Raw genomic sequence first — 13,880 nt, forward strand, 5'->3', positions numbered from 1 at the left:
TCCGGAGCCTTTCACAGGGGCTGCACGGTCGCTCCTCCTCGCCGGTGGTGGAGGCGACCGCGCCCGGGGTGACAGGCTGGCCCGGTGGCACACGACGACACGAACCCGGACACGAACCCGGACGCGAACCCGGTGACCGAGTCCCACGCGCTCGGCGAGCGCGCGATGGCGGACCTGCGCGGTCCCTTCACCGCCTGGCTGGACGAGAACGTCGAGGTCGACGAGGAGGTGGGCCCCGAGGCCGTCGTCGAGGCCCTCACCGTGGGCGCCGGCGGGCTGCTGACCCTGCGCCCGGGGGCGGTGCTGACCCGGCTGACCCCCGAGGACGTCGACGTGCTCGTCACCCGCGTGATCCCCGCGCTGGTGGAGGACTCCGGCACGCCCGAACCGGAGGAGATGGCCGAGGACCTCGCCGCGATCTGGTGGCAGCTGCTGACGTTCCTCGGGGAGACCGGCCGCTGGCAGGGGTCGGCGGGGGACCTGGAGACGTGCCTGGTGCTGGTCGCCGGGGAACCCCCGGAGATCGCCGAGGTGCTGGCCGCGGCCGCCGAGGACGTCGACGCCGACGAGGAGGACGAGGCGGTCCTCGCGTCCTTCCCCGTGCGGGCCGCGCAGGCCGTCCTGGCCCACGTCGGGGACGGCATCGCCGTGCCGGACGACGCCGAGCTGTCCGCCGACGACGTCACCGCGGTCCTGGCCGGGTTCGAGCACCGCCTCCCCAGCACCGTCGACGCGGACGGCGAACCCACCGAGCTGGAGGACGTGCCGTGGCTGCGGCAGGTCGTGCTGCTGATGATCGCGCTGGACCTGCTCGACGGCGAGGACGAGACGCTCCTCGCGCCCGGCGCGGAGGCCGAGGGCTGGCTCGCGCGCGAGGACGGGCCGCGCGAACTGCGCCGCCACCTCGTGGGGCGGTTCGTCCTGGACGACCCCGAGACCCTCGACGAGGGTTTCTCGATCTCCGACGCGGTGCTGCCCACGGTCCTGGCCTCGGCCGTGACCGGTCACCCCTTCGACGACGCGGCCCTGGACGAGCTCGTCGACAGCGCCGCCGGGCTCGGGCCGGCCGCGGGCGTGGCCGTGGCCGAGCTGCGGGCCCGGCTGTCCGACCTCGGCGTCCTGGGCCTGCTCAGCGAGTCCGCGCCGTGGACGATCGCGCGCGGGTTCTGGCCCGCGGTCGCCGCGGCGGCCGAGGACCACGAGGAGGAGGACGTCCTGGGCGACCTGTTCGGCGACGGGGAACCGCACTGGCTCCAGGGCGTCATGGGTCAGCTCGGCGTCGGGGACGACCAGATGCGGCAGATCCGCGACATCCTCGGCGGCCGCTGAAGCGGTCGCTGAGGCGGACACCGCGGGCGCGGAGCGTGGTGGCGTCCTCACGGAACGGGGGGTCCCGGGCGCCCGGGGCCCCCCGTCCTCGTGAATCTCGGCGGATCCGCCCCGAGCGGGGCCGGGTGTGCGTCACCCTCGGTGCGGCAGGAAACCGCACCACCGTCACCGGAGCCTCGTCGTGATCGACACCCCGCGTCCGCCCGCACCCCACCGCGTGCTCGTCGTCCTCGGCACCCGGCCCGAGGCCGTGAAGCTCGCCCCCGTCGTGCGGGCCATGGTCGCCTCGCCGCGCTTCGAACCCGTCGTCGTCACCACCGGGCAGCACCGCGAGATGCTCGAGCAGATGCTCACCGCCCTCGAGGTCGTCCCCGACGTCCGGCTCGACGTCATGCGCGAGCGCCAGGACCTGCACGGCCTCACCTCCCGCCTCGCGCGCGAACTCGGCGCCGTCGTCGCCGGCGCCCCGTTCGACGCCGCGGTCGTGCAGGGCGACACCACCACCGCGTACAGCGGGGCGCTCGCCGCGTTCTACGAGGGGATCCCCGTCGCGCACGTCGAGGCCGGGCTGCGGTCCGGCGTCGCGACCGACCCGTTCCCCGAGGAGCTGAACCGCCGCCTCGTCGCCCGGCTCGCGCGCTGGCACTTCGCCCCCACGGCGCCCGCCGCGGAGAACCTGCGGCGCGAGGGCGTTCCCGTCGAGGACGTCGAGGTCACCGGGAACACCGTCATCGACAACCTGCTGTGGGTCGTCGGCCGCGGCCTGGGCACCTCGGCGTTCCCGCCCGCCCGCACCGGCGGCGGACCCCGGATCGTCGTCACCCTGCACCGCCGCGAGAACCAGGGCGACACCATGGCCGCGCTCGCCCGCACCGTCGCCGACGTCGCCGACGCCCGCGACGCCGAGGTCGTGCTGCCCCTGCACCTGAGCCCCGCCGTCCGCGACGCCGTGCTGCCGGTGCTGGGCGACCACCCGCGCGTCCGCGTCACCGGACCGCTGGACTACCTCGACTTCACCGCCACCCTCGCCGACGCCGACCTGGCCCTCACCGACTCCGGCGGCGTGCAGGAGGAGGCGCCGTCCCTGGACGTCCCCGTCCTCGTGCTGCGCCGCACCACCGAGCGCCGCGAAGCCGTGGACGCCGGTGCCGCCGCGCTCGTCGGCACCGACCCCGAGGAGGTCCGCCGGTACGCGCTGGACCTGCTGGACGACCCCGGCCGGTTGCGGCGCATGGCGTCGGTCGCGAACCCGTTCGGCGACGGGCGGGCCTCGGCGCGCGTCCTCGAACGCCTCGACCGCGACCTCACCCCCTGACCGGGGCCGGCGCCCGGTACACGTCGGGGCGCCGGTCCTCGAACAGGTGGGCGCGGGCGGTCAGCCGCTTGTCCCGCGCGAGCGCCAGGTCGACCTCGGCCAGCAGCAGGCCCTCGGCGTCCCGGGACGCGACCGGCCAGCCGTCCGCGCCGACGACCGTGGTGCCCGCGGTCCAGCGCACCCCGCGCTCGGTGCCCGTCCGGTCGCAGCAGGCGACCACCACGCGGTTCACCCGGGCCGTCGCCATCGCGATGACCACCTCCGGGGGGCGCTCGCCGTCCGGGCGGGGGACCAGCGGCCAGTTCGTCGGGACGGCCAGCACCTCGGCCCCGGCGAGGGCGAGCGCGCGCGTCAGCTCGGGAAACTCCAGGTCGTAGCAGACCAGCGGCGCGACGCGCCCGGCCCGGGTGTCCAGGACCGGGGGCGGTGCGTCCCCGGCGGTGAAGAACCGCTTCTCCTCGTCCCACAGGTGCACCTTGCGGTAGACCGCGAGGACCCCGGTCGCGTCGACGACCGCGGCGCTGTTGAAGACCGTGCCGTCCGGGGCGAGTTCGCAGAACCCGCCGACGACGACGGCGTCCCCGGCGGCGCGGGACCACTGCGCGAACACCTCGTGCCCGGGGTCGATCGCGAGGCCGGCCGCCTCCTGCGGCGAGGTGAACACGTACCCGGACGTGACGAGCTCGGGCAGGACGACGAGGCCGGCGCCCGCGGTGACGGCCTCCCGCACCGCGGCCACCGACCGGGCGCAGTTCCCGGCCAGGTCGCCGACGCGGGGGGCCGCCGTCCAGCAGGCGATGCGGGTCACCGAGGTCTCACCGCCACCGGGCGGTGCGCAGGGTCGCGGTGGCGCTGTGCGCGGCCATCCCCTCGGAGTCGGAGATGACCTGCACGGCCGTCGCCAGGTCGGGCGTCGCCTCCCGCGAGACCCGCTGGTAGGTGAGGGGCTTGAGGTAGCGGGAGACCGAGAGCCCGGCGCTGTGCTTGGCCCCGCCCGCCGTGGGCAGCGTGTGGTTCGTCCCGGCCATGCCCTTGTCGGAGTAAGCGACCGTGGACCACGGGCCGAGGAACAGCGAGCCGTAGCTCGTCAGCCGGTCGTGGTACCAGTCGTCGTCGGCGGTGAGGACCTCCAGGTGCTCGGGCGCGAGGTCGTCCATGAGCGCGGCGGCGGTCTCGCGGTCGGCGGCCCAGGTGACGCTGCCGTGGTCGCGCCACGCCGCCCCGGCGATGTCGCGGGTGGCCAGGGTCGCCAGCTGCCGGTCGACCTCGGCGACGACGGCCCGGCCCAGTTCCTCCGACGTCGTGACGAGCGCGGCGGGGGAGTTCGGGCCGTGCTCGGCCTGGCCCAGCAGGTCCGCCGCGACCAGGACCGGGTCGGCGGTCTCGTCGGCGATCACCGCGACCTCCGACGGGCCGGCGAGCAGGTCGATCGCGACGGTCCCGAACAGCTGCCGCTTGGCCTCGGCGACGAACGCGTTCCCGGCGCCGACGAGCATGTCCACGGGGCCGTCGCCGACGAGGCCGAACGCCATCGCGGCCAGCGCCTGCACCCCGCCGAGGACGAACACCCGGTCGACGCCGGAGACGGCGGCGGCGTAGAGCACGGCGTCGTTGGCGCCGCCGCCCGGTTGCGGCGGCGTGCAGGCCACGACGGAGGGGACCCCGGCGACCTTCGCCACGCCGACCGTCATGAACGCGCTGGCCGTCAGCGGGAACCGCCCGGCGGGCAGGTAGGCGCCGACGCGGCCGACGGGGACGTACCGCTGCCCGACGAGCAGCCCGGGGGTGAGTTCGACGGAGAAGTCGACGAGGTGCTCGCGCTGGGCCGCGGCGAACGCGCGGGTGCGCTCGCCGCCGAGCTCGACGGCGGCGCGCAGGTCGGCGGGCAGGCGGTCGCCGCTGCGGGCGATCGTCTCCGCGTCCAGTTCCACCGGGCGGCCGTCGTACCCGTCGAGCTCGGCGGCGTAGCGCAGGACGGCGTCCAGGCCGCCCTTCTCGATGTCGGTGAGCATCCCGGACACGCGGGCCGCGACGGCGGGGTCGCGCTGGGCCGGCGGGGTGCTGACGGCCGGCGACTTCAGCGGGCGGAACCGGCCCGCGAGGGCGGTGAGGAGGGCGGGGGTGAACTGCATGCCAGCAGGCTAGGAACCTCGCCGAACCCCGGACAAGAGCGAGGTTTCCTCCGGGACCGGCAGGACTACCCTGTCGGTCGTGACGCTGAACCAGTTGCGGGCCTTCCTCACCGCCGCCCGCACGGGGTCGTTCGCCGCGGCGGCGGTGGAACTGGGCGTCGCCCCGGCGTCCGCGTCCGAACTGGTGCGCCGCCTGGAGGAGGAGCACGGGATCGCGCTGTTCCACCGGGGGCCGCGCCGGCTCGTGCTCACCGGTGCGGGTGAGCAGTTGCGGCCGTTCGCCGAGCAGTCCGTCGCGGCCGCCGACGCGGGCGCCGAGGCCGTGCGGTCGGTGCGCGACCTCGGCGGCGGGGTCGCGACGTTCGGGTTGCTGCGCAACGCCGACCACTACCTGCTGTCCGGTCTCGTGGAGGACTTCCACGCCCGGCACCCGCGGGTCAGGGTGCGGCTGGTGGGGCTGAACTCCGTGGAGGTCGCGGCGGCCGTGGCGGCCGGGGACGTCGAGGCGGGGATCGTGGTGCTGCCCGTCGACGACGCGGGGCTGACGGTGACGCCGCTGCTGCGCGACGAGGTGCTGTACGTCAGCGCGGACCCGGGGCGGCTGACGCGGCCGGTGACGGTCGCCGACCTCGCCGCGGTCCCGCTCGTCCTCTACGACGCGCACCACGGCTGGCGCGACCCCACGCGGCGGCAGGTCGCCGACCGCGCGCGGCTGGAGGGTTTCCGGCTGGAACCGCTCATCGAGGTCGAGCACGTCGAGGCGGCGCTCGGGCTGGTCGCCCGCGGGATCGGCGACACCTTCGTCAGCCGGGCCGTGGCGCGGGGGGCGGGGTTCCCCGCGCAGCTGGGGACCGTGGGTTTCGCCGAGCCGCTGCACGACGTCCTGGCGCTCGTGCAGCGGGAGGGGATCGCGCTGTCGCCCGCGACGCGCGAACTCGCGCGGCTGGCCCGCCAGCGCCTGCTCGCGCAGGGCGCCGACGGGCCGTGAGCGCGGCTCAGTCGTCCTCGGTGGCGGTGACCATCACGCCCACGGGGGCGAGGTAGCCGTTGGGGTCGATCATCCGGTCGGTGTCCCGGGCGGCGTCCACGACCTCCGGCGCCCAGTCCAGGTGCACGCGGTCGTCGCCGGAGTTCACGACGAGGAGTTCCCCGGCGCCGGTGGGGCCGGTCTCGACGCAGCGGAACGCGCGCCAGGCCCCCGGCGGCACGGAGAACGAGTCGCCCGCGCCGAGTTCCACGGTGGTGGCCGGGTCGCCGTTGAGGGTGACCGCCCACCGGCCGGTCTTCACGAGCAGCGCCTGGGTGCGGTCGTGCCGGTGCCGCAGCAGGCCCTCCTCGGCGCCGGCGCGGACCCAGGCCATGTTGAACGAGTGCGGTTCGGTGATCGCGGGGACCTGGCGGCGGTCCTCGCTCATGCCGTACCCGATGACCAGGCTGAGTTCGGCGGCCCCGCCGGGCAGCGTCGCGCACAGCAGCGCGTTCCGGCTCCAGACGCGGTCGGCGGGCTGGACGACGCGGCGGCGCATCTCCTCCACGGAGTACGCCGTCAGCTCGTCGATGTACTCCTGCTTCATCGGCTTGATGAGGGGGACGCCCTCGGGCAGGGTGTCGCCGGCGACGGTGTCGACGAGCCGGTTGTCGGCCGTCAGGTGCAGGCCGTACGACTCGGCCTCCCGCAGGACCGACGGGCCCCAGATGATGCCGCCGGTGACGTCGCGGCCCAGGACGGTCCACAGGATCCCGTCGTCGGGGCCCTCGTTGGTGAAACCCCGGAAGATCCAGGTGGGGATCGAGATGACGTCGCCGTCGGTGCTGACGTACTCGCCCTGCTTCCCGTCGACGCCCCAGCGCAGCCGGAACTCGCCGCCGAGGTTGACGAAGACCTCGGCGGTGAAGTGCAGGTGCAGGTTGTTGGAGATGCCCTTCGGCATCCCCGCCGCGCCGGTGTTGAACCCGTGCGGCTCGGTGAGGTTGACGAACTGGGCGGCGTTCTGGGAGACGCCGGCGCCGATGAAGGCGTAGTTCTCCTTGCGGTCCGACCCGGGGGTCCGGCAGTCGATGAAGGCCGCGTTGCAGGCGACCCAGTCGCTCCTGCGGATGGTGCGGCGCTCGACCTCGGCCGCGTCGACGGTCAGGTCGGTCTGCGCGTGGTCGGTGGTCATGGCGGGTTCCTCCTGGGCGGGCGGTCAGTAGATGTTGGTCGGGCGGGTGCCGTCGAGCGGGTCGACGTCGCCGCGCGTGCCGGCGATCTGCGCGCGCAGGGCGATGTCGTCCCACAGGCGGACCTCCTTGACGAGCGCCCCCTGGTGGAACGTGAACTGCGAGATGCCCAGGACGTCCACCGGCCGCCCGGTGCGGGGGCCGTAGGTCGGGACGCCGGTGTAGTCGCCGACGAACTTCCACGTCACGGCGACGCGCAGCCCGGCGTACCGGACGTCGAAGTTCGTCTGGATATCGCGGACCTCGAACTGCCCGGCCGGGAAGGACTCCAGGAAGCGCAGCAGCGCCCGCCGGTACCCCTCGGGCCGGATGACGACGCGGTTGCCGACGGTGAGCAGCACGAGGTCGCGGGCGAAGAACTTCTCGGTCTTCTGCAGGTCGCGCTCGTTCCAGACGGTCTGGATCAGGTCGAGGACGCGCTCGACCTCGGAGCGGTGCTCGTCGGGCCGGGGACCGGAGTCGCCGGCGGCGACGACGTCGACGGGGGCGGGGCGGGTCCACGACCCCGAGTACCCGCGGAACGCCTGCGCGCGGGCCAGCTCGTCCAGGTCCAGCCCGTGGGCCAGCGCGCCGGCGAGGGAGTCGCGGACGACCCACTCCTCGACCATGCGGCCGCGGCGGTAGAGGCAGTTGGCGATGGTGCGGCTGTGCTCGGAGGTCTGCAGGTGCCCGGACAGGACCAGGTGGGAGCTGAGGAAGGCGTCCTGGCCGCGGGCCTCCCAGATGACGTCCTCGGCCTGCCCGGTCCGGTCGGGGGTGGCGGCGATCCGCATGAGGGTGCCCTCGATGACCTCGTCGCGGGTGGTCGACGTGCCGTAGGCGCCGTGCACGATCGAGTCCGGTTCGTAGTTCTCGCGGATGAAGCTGATCGCGCGATCGACCCAGATCAGGTCGGTGACCTCGCGGATGAAGTCGTCGGGGTCGGCGTACGGCTTGTACGCCACCGGGTCGAGAGCCACTGGAGAACATCCCTTCGCTGGCGGTCCGAGGAGCCTCGGCGCCCCACGGCCCCGCCAGGGTATGCGTATGCACAGACGGTGGCAAGGGGGTCGTCCCCGCGGTGGGGAACGGCGCGGGGGTCAGCGCGCGGGGGCCGGTCCCAGGGAGCGGCGCTCCACGAACGTGCTCGGGAACGTCTTGTGCGACAACGGTTCCTGCGGCCCGTCGAGGCGCCGCACCGCCAGCCGCGCGGCCTCGCGGGCCATCTCGTGGAAGTCGTAGGCGATGGTCGACAGCTGCAGCACCGGCCAGGCCGCCGGCGGCAGGTCGTCGAAACCGACGATCGAGACGCCCCCGGGGACGTCCACGCCGGCCCGGCTCGCGGCGTTCAGCGCGCCGTAGGCGACGACGTCGTTGCCGCAGAAGACGAGGGTCGGCGGTTCGGGCAGCGCCAGGAGCTCGGTGACGGCCGCGTCGCCGACGGCGGTGTCGTACGTCCCCCGGCGCACGTACCGGGACTCCAGCCCGAGGCCGTGGTCGGCCAGCGCGGCGCGCAGGGCCAGTTCGCGGTCCTGGCCCGTGCTGGTGTTGCTCGGCCCCAGGACGGCGCCGACCCGGGTGTGCCCCAGCTCCCGCGCCCGGCGGGCCGCGGCGGCGAAACCCGCGGCGGGGGAGACGATCGTGGCGTCGGCGTCGACCTGCGTGCTCGTGCGGTTCAGGTACACGAACGGCATCCCGCGGTCGCGCAGCCGCAGCGGGGCGATCGAGTCGACGGTCGTCGTGGCGAGGATGACGGCGTCGATCCCGTTGGCCAGCAGGCGGTCCGCCACGTTCCCGTCGTCGGTCGACTCGGTGTGCAGGACGAGCTGGTACCCGTGCTGCTCCAGCTCGCGGTGCATCGGGGCGATGATGTGGTGGTAGAACTCGTTGCCCAGGTCGGTGACCAGCAGCCCGATGCGGCGGGTGCGCCCGGACGACAGCGCCCGGCCAGCGTCGCTGAGCACGTACCCCAGCAGGTCGGCGGCCTCGCGGACCCGCTGCTTGGTCCGGTCCGACAGGCGCGGGTCGTCACGCAGCGCCCGGGAGACCGTGGGCTGCGAGACGCCCGCCACGCGCGCGACGTCGCGGCTCGTGACCGCCATGCCTGCGACCCCCCGTTGCTGCGCGACCCCGTCGGCCCTGCCCCGGACCCCGCGGGAGTCTAGCCGACCCGGGGGCTGCTCAGGTATACGTAGGCACAGACCGGCTGGACGTCGGCGGGGGGGACCACGGGGGTGGGTGCGTGAGCACGGACGGGCGCGGGACGTCGCTGCGCGAGCGCGCGCACGCCGGGGAGAAGCTGCTCGGCGTGCTCGTGCGCACGCCTTGCGAGGAACTCGTCGAGATGGCCGCCGTCGCCGGGTTCGACTACGTCGTGCTGGACTGCGAGCACGGGCCGGGCGACCTCGTGCCGCTGCGCCAGCACCTGGTCCTCGCGGCCGTGCACGGGGTGCCGGTCGTGGTGCGCGTCGGCAGCGGGGACCCCGGGATGGTGCTGCGGGTCCTGGACCAGGGCGCCGAGGGCGTGCTCGTCCCGCACGTCGACGACGCCGCGCAGGCCGCCGCCGCCGTCGCCTCGGCCCACTACCCGCCGCTGGGGCACCGGGGCTTCGCGACGTACTCCCGCGCGGGCCGGTTCGGGACGGTGGACCCGCAGGCGCACCGGGAGGACCAGCTGCGCCGCACGCTGGTGCTGGCGATGGTCGAGTCCCCGGCCGGGGCGGCGGCCGCCGAGGAGATCCTGCGCACCCCCGGGCTCGACGGCATCATGGTGGGGCCGGCCGACCTGGCCGCCGCGACCGGCCCGGGCGACCCGTCCCCGGCGGAGTCGACGGCCCGGGTCCACGCCGCGCTGGCCGGCGGCGGGGGGCTGCGGCTGGACATCGTGGGCGGGGCCGCGGCGGCGTCCGCGGCCTTCGCCGACGGGGCCGACCTGGTCGTCTACAACCTCGCGCACGCGCTCGTGGCGCACCTGCGCGAACTGCGCCTGCCGCGCCCCTGAAACCCCTGCGCAACCGCTGCGCAACACCGCCGGAACCCGCCCGTGATCTCGTGCCCGGGTGTCCCCGGTTTCTCCCGGGTGAGGCTTCCCTTCGCGCTGTGCATACGCATACCCTCTGGCCATGCCCACAGAGAAGCGCACCTTCGCCCTCATCGCCGCGGCCGTCGCGGGTGCCCTCGCCCTCACCGGCTGCGGTGCCGGCAGCCGGGTCGGGAACGAGAACGGGACCTCGGTCACCTGCGACTACGAGGCCCCCAGCGAGGAGACGACGGTCAACGTCCTCGCCTACAACTCCTCCGCCATCGACCCCTTCACCGACACCATGGTGTCGAGCTGCACGAAGGGGGACGTCACGGTCAAGCACGACCCCATCGACTTCGGCGGTCAGGTCACCAAGACCACCGCCACCCTCGCCGGCGAGACCGGCACCTACGACATCGTCGAGACCTACGGCTTCGTCATCCCCGGCCTGGCCGAGGAGGAGAAGCTCGTCCCGCTGGACGACCTGTACGCGAAGTACGCCGCCGACGCCGACCTGGACGCCATCAGCGAGTCGATGCGTCAGGGGATGTCCTACGAGGGCAAGCTCTACGCGCTGCCCATGCAGGCCCAGATGTTCGTGATGGCCTACCGCACCGACGTCTTCGAGCAGGTCGGCCTCGACGCCCCCACGACGTTCCCCGAGATGGTCGCCGCCGCCGAGGCCATCAAGGCCGCCGGGATCATGGAGCACCCCATCGCGCTGCCCTGGCTCGCGACCTCCGACATCACCACCAGCTTCGAGGCCGCCATGAACTCCCTCGGCGCCGACTTCGTCGACGCCGACGGGAACGTCACCCTCGACGGACCCCAGGCGCGGCAGGCCCTGGAGGCGCTGCTGTCCCTCAAGCCGTACACCGACCCGCAGGTCACGACCTTCGACCAGCCCAAGGTGCAGCAGCAGATGTACAACGGCACCGCCGCCATGGCCATCATGTTCTCCGGCCGGATGAACGACCTGACCCTGCCCACCAACAGCGACCTCGCCGAGGAGTTCGCCTTCGCCGGGGCGCCCAAGGTCAGCGCCGACGCGCCGTACAGCTACAGCCGGCTGTCCATCGACGGCTGGTCCATCCCGCACAACACCAAGCTCGACCACGACATGCTCTTCACCATGATGGCCTCCGCCGTCGGCGAGGACGCCTCCAAGGCGTCGATCCCCGCGGCGTACCCGGCGCGCGAGGGCCTGGTCACCTCCTCCAACTCGCCCTACGGCGAGGCCGCCAACGCCTCGATCGCCTCCACCATGCCGCCCGTGGTCTCGCCCGTCCTGGCCGACGTCAGCAACGAGATCCGCCCGGTCCTGGCGCAGGTCCTCACCGGTCAGCTCCCCGTCGCCGACGGCCTCGCGCAGATGCAGGCCGCCGCCGAGAAGGTCGCCGGCTGACCCACCCACCCGCTCCGTCCCGCAGTCGCCGAGGAGGACGTCGGTCGTGAAACCCCGTGAGTTCTGGTTGTTGTTCTCCCCGAGCCTGGTCGTGATGGTCGGCCTGCTCGTCGTGCCCCTGGTGCGCACCGTGCAGTGGAGCTTCGAGGACGTCCGCTACGGCAGCGCCGGGACGTTCGTCGGGCTGGCCAACTTCGCCGCCGCGCTCACCGACGCCCGGTTCGGCCGGGCCGTCCTGTTCACCGTCGTCGTCACCGTCGTGACGACCGCGGTCCTGCTGGTCCTGGGGTACCTCATCGCCATCGGGGTGAACCGGCTGACCACCTCCCGGCCCCTCGTGCTGGGGATCATGCTGATCTCCTACGTGCTGCCCAACCTCGTCGGCGCCGTCGCCTACTCGTGGCTGTTCGACGACAACTTCGGTGGGCTGGTCAACCGCTTCATCGGGTTCCTCGGCGGGTCGCAGGTCCTGTGGTTCACCGACCAGGTGCCCAACGCGGTCGTCGTCGTCTCGAACACCGTGTGGCACATGCTCCCGTTCGCGATGCTCATCGTCCTGGCCGGGTTGCAGTCGGTCCCCACCGAGCTGCGGGAGGCCGCCACGATCGACGGGGCGTCGTCCTTCCAGACGCACCTGCGGGTCATCATCCCCACGATCCGCGGCGTCCTGGGGTTCGTCACCCTCATCTCGATCATGGACGTCCTGCGCATGTTCGACAACCTCGTGCCGCTGTCCCCGCAGGCCGCGGCCATCGGGAACGAGTCGATCATGATGTACGTGTACTCGGTCGCGTTCGCCGACGGGGCGCAGGACCTCGGGCTCGGCAGCGCCATCAACGTGCTGACCATCGGCCTGATCCTCGTCATGCTCATCCCGTTCATCCGCGGGATCTTCAAGGAAGCCAAGGTGGCCCGATGACCGTGCACACCGAACCGGCCACCGACGTGCGCAAGCCGTCCGCAGGGCCCGCCCTGCGGACGGTCCGCCGCAAACCCCCGGTCGTCACCGGCGTCCTGCTCGCGGTCGTCTGCGTCGTGATGCTCGGGCCGTTCCTGTGGATGGCGCTGTCGGTCACGAAACCCACCAACGTCGCCTTCGCGAACCCCCCGGTCCTCACCGGGTACGAACCGACGCTCCAGGCCTTCGTGAACCTCTGGCAGACCACCTACTTCGCGGACTACCTCACGAACACCGTCGCGGTCGCCGTCATCTCCACGGTCGTCGCCCTCGTCATCGGGATCCCCGCGGCGTACGCGCTGTCCCGGTTCCCCAGCTACGTCTCGGCCCTGCTGCTCGTGCTCGCGCTGGTATTCCGGGCCCTGCCCCGGTTCTCCGTCGTCCTGCCCATGTACGACATCAGCCGCGCCCTGGGGATCTACGACACGACGTTCGCGATGGCCGTCGCGCTCGTCGCCATCAACCAGCCCTTCACGATCTGGCTGCTGCGCAACTTCTTCGCCGACATCCCCCGCGAGCTCGACGAGGCCGCGATGATCGACGGCTGCACCCGCATCGGGATGCTGCGCCGCGTGATGATCCCGCTCATGCGCCCGGGGATCCTCACCGCGGGGATCTTCGTGTTCCTCTTCGCCTTCCAGGAGTACCTCACCGCGCTGGTGCTCACCGACTCCTCGTCCAAGACCGTCCCGGTGTTCATCGCCACCCAGCTCGGGCAGACCCTGCCGATGCTCCAGCAGGCCGGCGCCGCCTCGCTGCTGCTGACGCTGCCCGTGGTCGTCATCGCGTTCGTCGCCCAGAAGTACCTCGTGGCCGGCCTCAGCGACGGCTCCGTGAAGGGGTGAGCGCGCTCGTCCTGCTGCCCGGGATGAACTGCACGGAGGACCTGTGGACCGGCTGCGGGCTCGACCACGCCCTCACCCCGGCCCTGGACCGCGAGTCCGTCGGCGAGCAGGTGAGCGCGCTCCTGGACCGGCTCCCGCCGCGGTTCGTGCTCGCCGGGCTGTCCCTGGGCGCGATCGTCGCGATGGAGCTCGCCGTGCGGGCCCCCGACCGGGTCGAGTCGCTCGTGCTGGTCTCCACGAACTCCCGCGCCCCCACCCCGGGGCAGCGGGAGTCGTGGGCGCGCTGGCGGGCGGCGCTGGCGGCTGGCCGCTCCGCGCGGGACCTGCAGGGCGAGCTCCTCGACGCGCTGCTGCCGCCGGAGGTCGCCGCCACCCGCCCCGACCTCGTCGAGCGCGTCCTGGCGATGGGCCGCGACGACGACCTCCTGCGGCGCCAGCTCGCGCTGCAGGAGTCCCGCACCGACCTCCTGCCGCGCCTGCCCGCGCTGACCGTCCCCACCCTCGTGGTCTCCGGTGACCACGACCCGATCTGCCCGCCGCCGTTCCACGCGACCATCGCCGAGGCGGTTCCCGGCGCCGGCCTCGTGAGCCTGCCGGCCGGTCACCTGCCGCCGGTGGAACTGCCCCGGGAGTTCGGGGACCTGCTGCGCTCGCGCGGGGCCTGAACCGCCCGGG

General features: G+C 73.7%; 13 protein-coding genes. 8 read left to right on the forward strand and 5 right to left on the reverse strand.

The window, feature by feature from the left end; all coding sequences use genetic code 11:
- Positions 1-84: 84 nt before the first annotated feature.
- Both ACRYM6_RS04410 and wecB read left to right on the forward strand, forming a co-directional pair.
- Positions 85-1,329 carry a hypothetical protein gene (locus tag ACRYM6_RS04410; protein WP_432541459.1) on the forward strand — a complete coding sequence of 415 codons (1,245 nt, stop codon included), beginning with the start codon at positions 85-87 and terminating at the stop codon, positions 1,327-1,329.
- A 181-nt stretch (positions 1,330-1,510) separates the two neighbouring features.
- Positions 1,511-2,644, forward strand: coding sequence for a non-hydrolyzing UDP-N-acetylglucosamine 2-epimerase (gene wecB / locus ACRYM6_RS04415; protein WP_432541461.1), 1,134 nt, complete (start codon positions 1,511-1,513; stop codon positions 2,642-2,644).
- On the opposite strand, the gene ACRYM6_RS04420 is transcribed toward wecB, so the two are convergent.
- Both ACRYM6_RS04420 and hisD read right to left on the reverse strand, forming a co-directional pair.
- The gene (locus ACRYM6_RS04420) at positions 2,634-3,452 is read right to left on the reverse strand and encodes a nitrilase-related carbon-nitrogen hydrolase (RefSeq protein ID WP_432541462.1); all 819 of its coding nucleotides are present in this window, start codon (positions 3,450-3,452) and stop codon (positions 2,634-2,636) included. The two genes, wecB and ACRYM6_RS04420, sit on opposite strands and share 11 nt — an antisense overlap.
- A 7-nt stretch (positions 3,453-3,459) precedes the next feature.
- Positions 3,460-4,776 carry a histidinol dehydrogenase gene (gene hisD, locus ACRYM6_RS04425; protein ID WP_432541464.1) on the reverse strand — a complete coding sequence of 439 codons (1,317 nt, stop codon included), beginning with the start codon at positions 4,774-4,776 and terminating at the stop codon, positions 3,460-3,462.
- 79 nt (positions 4,777-4,855) lie between these two features.
- On the opposite strand from hisD, the gene ACRYM6_RS04430 reads away from it, so the two are divergent.
- Positions 4,856-5,764 (forward strand): LysR family transcriptional regulator, encoded by a 909-nt coding sequence (locus tag ACRYM6_RS04430; protein ID WP_432541466.1) that lies wholly within the window; start codon positions 4,856-4,858, stop codon positions 5,762-5,764.
- A 7-nt stretch (positions 5,765-5,771) separates the two neighbouring features.
- Here the strand turns inward: ACRYM6_RS04430 and ACRYM6_RS04435 are convergent, their stop codons facing one another.
- The 3 genes from ACRYM6_RS04435 to ACRYM6_RS04445 form a co-directional block, all read right to left on the reverse strand.
- Complete coding sequence (locus ACRYM6_RS04435) at positions 5,772-6,938, reverse strand: cupin domain-containing protein (protein ID WP_432541468.1); 1,167 nt, start codon at positions 6,936-6,938, stop codon at positions 5,772-5,774.
- A 24-nt stretch (positions 6,939-6,962) separates the two neighbouring features.
- Positions 6,963-7,955, reverse strand: a complete 993-nt coding sequence (locus tag ACRYM6_RS04440; protein ID WP_432541469.1) for an ester cyclase — start codon at positions 7,953-7,955, stop codon at positions 6,963-6,965.
- A gap of 120 nt (positions 7,956-8,075) precedes the next feature.
- Positions 8,076-9,077, reverse strand: coding sequence for a LacI family DNA-binding transcriptional regulator (locus ACRYM6_RS04445; RefSeq protein WP_432541470.1), 1,002 nt, complete (start codon positions 9,075-9,077; stop codon positions 8,076-8,078).
- Positions 9,078-9,217: 140 nt separating this feature from the next.
- Here ACRYM6_RS04445 and ACRYM6_RS04450 point away from each other — a divergent pair, with 140 nt between their 5' ends.
- From ACRYM6_RS04450 to ACRYM6_RS04470, 5 genes are all read left to right on the forward strand, one after another.
- Positions 9,218-9,976 (forward strand): HpcH/HpaI aldolase family protein, encoded by a 759-nt coding sequence (locus tag ACRYM6_RS04450; protein ID WP_432541471.1) that lies wholly within the window; start codon positions 9,218-9,220, stop codon positions 9,974-9,976.
- A gap of 121 nt (positions 9,977-10,097) precedes the next feature.
- Positions 10,098-11,402, forward strand: coding sequence for an ABC transporter substrate-binding protein (locus ACRYM6_RS04455; protein ID WP_432541473.1), 1,305 nt, complete (start codon positions 10,098-10,100; stop codon positions 11,400-11,402).
- Between the two features lie 46 nt (positions 11,403-11,448).
- Positions 11,449-12,321, forward strand: coding sequence for a carbohydrate ABC transporter permease (locus tag ACRYM6_RS04460; RefSeq protein ID WP_432541474.1), 873 nt, complete (start codon positions 11,449-11,451; stop codon positions 12,319-12,321).
- On the forward strand, positions 12,318-13,205 hold the full coding sequence (locus ACRYM6_RS04465) for a carbohydrate ABC transporter permease (protein ID WP_432541476.1): 888 nt from the start codon (positions 12,318-12,320) through the stop codon (positions 13,203-13,205). The genes ACRYM6_RS04460 and ACRYM6_RS04465 overlap by 4 nt, the downstream gene beginning before the upstream one ends.
- On the forward strand, positions 13,202-13,870 hold the full coding sequence (locus ACRYM6_RS04470; RefSeq protein ID WP_432541478.1) for an alpha/beta fold hydrolase: 669 nt from the start codon (positions 13,202-13,204) through the stop codon (positions 13,868-13,870). The genes ACRYM6_RS04465 and ACRYM6_RS04470 overlap by 4 nt, the downstream gene beginning before the upstream one ends.
- The last annotated feature ends 10 nt before the right edge of the window (positions 13,871-13,880 follow it).

Origin of the sequence: Kineococcus rugosus, assembly GCF_050871975.1 — a bacterium.
Taxonomy (GTDB): Bacteria; Actinomycetota; Actinomycetes; order Actinomycetales; family Kineococcaceae; genus Kineococcus.

Coding starts and splice junctions, on each gene's coding strand:
- ACRYM6_RS04445 (WP_432541470.1), bottom strand. CDS start 9,077: ATGGCGGTCACGAGCCGCGACGTCGCGCGCGTGGCGGGCGTCTCGCAG.
- hisD (WP_432541464.1), bottom strand. CDS start 4,776: ATGCAGTTCACCCCCGCCCTCCTCACCGCCCTCGCGGGCCGGTTCCGC.
- ACRYM6_RS04455 (WP_432541473.1), top strand. CDS start 10,098: ATGCCCACAGAGAAGCGCACCTTCGCCCTCATCGCCGCGGCCGTCGCG.
- ACRYM6_RS04435 (WP_432541468.1), bottom strand. CDS start 6,938: ATGACCACCGACCACGCGCAGACCGACCTGACCGTCGACGCGGCCGAG.
- ACRYM6_RS04465 (WP_432541476.1), top strand. CDS start 12,318: ATGACCGTGCACACCGAACCGGCCACCGACGTGCGCAAGCCGTCCGCA.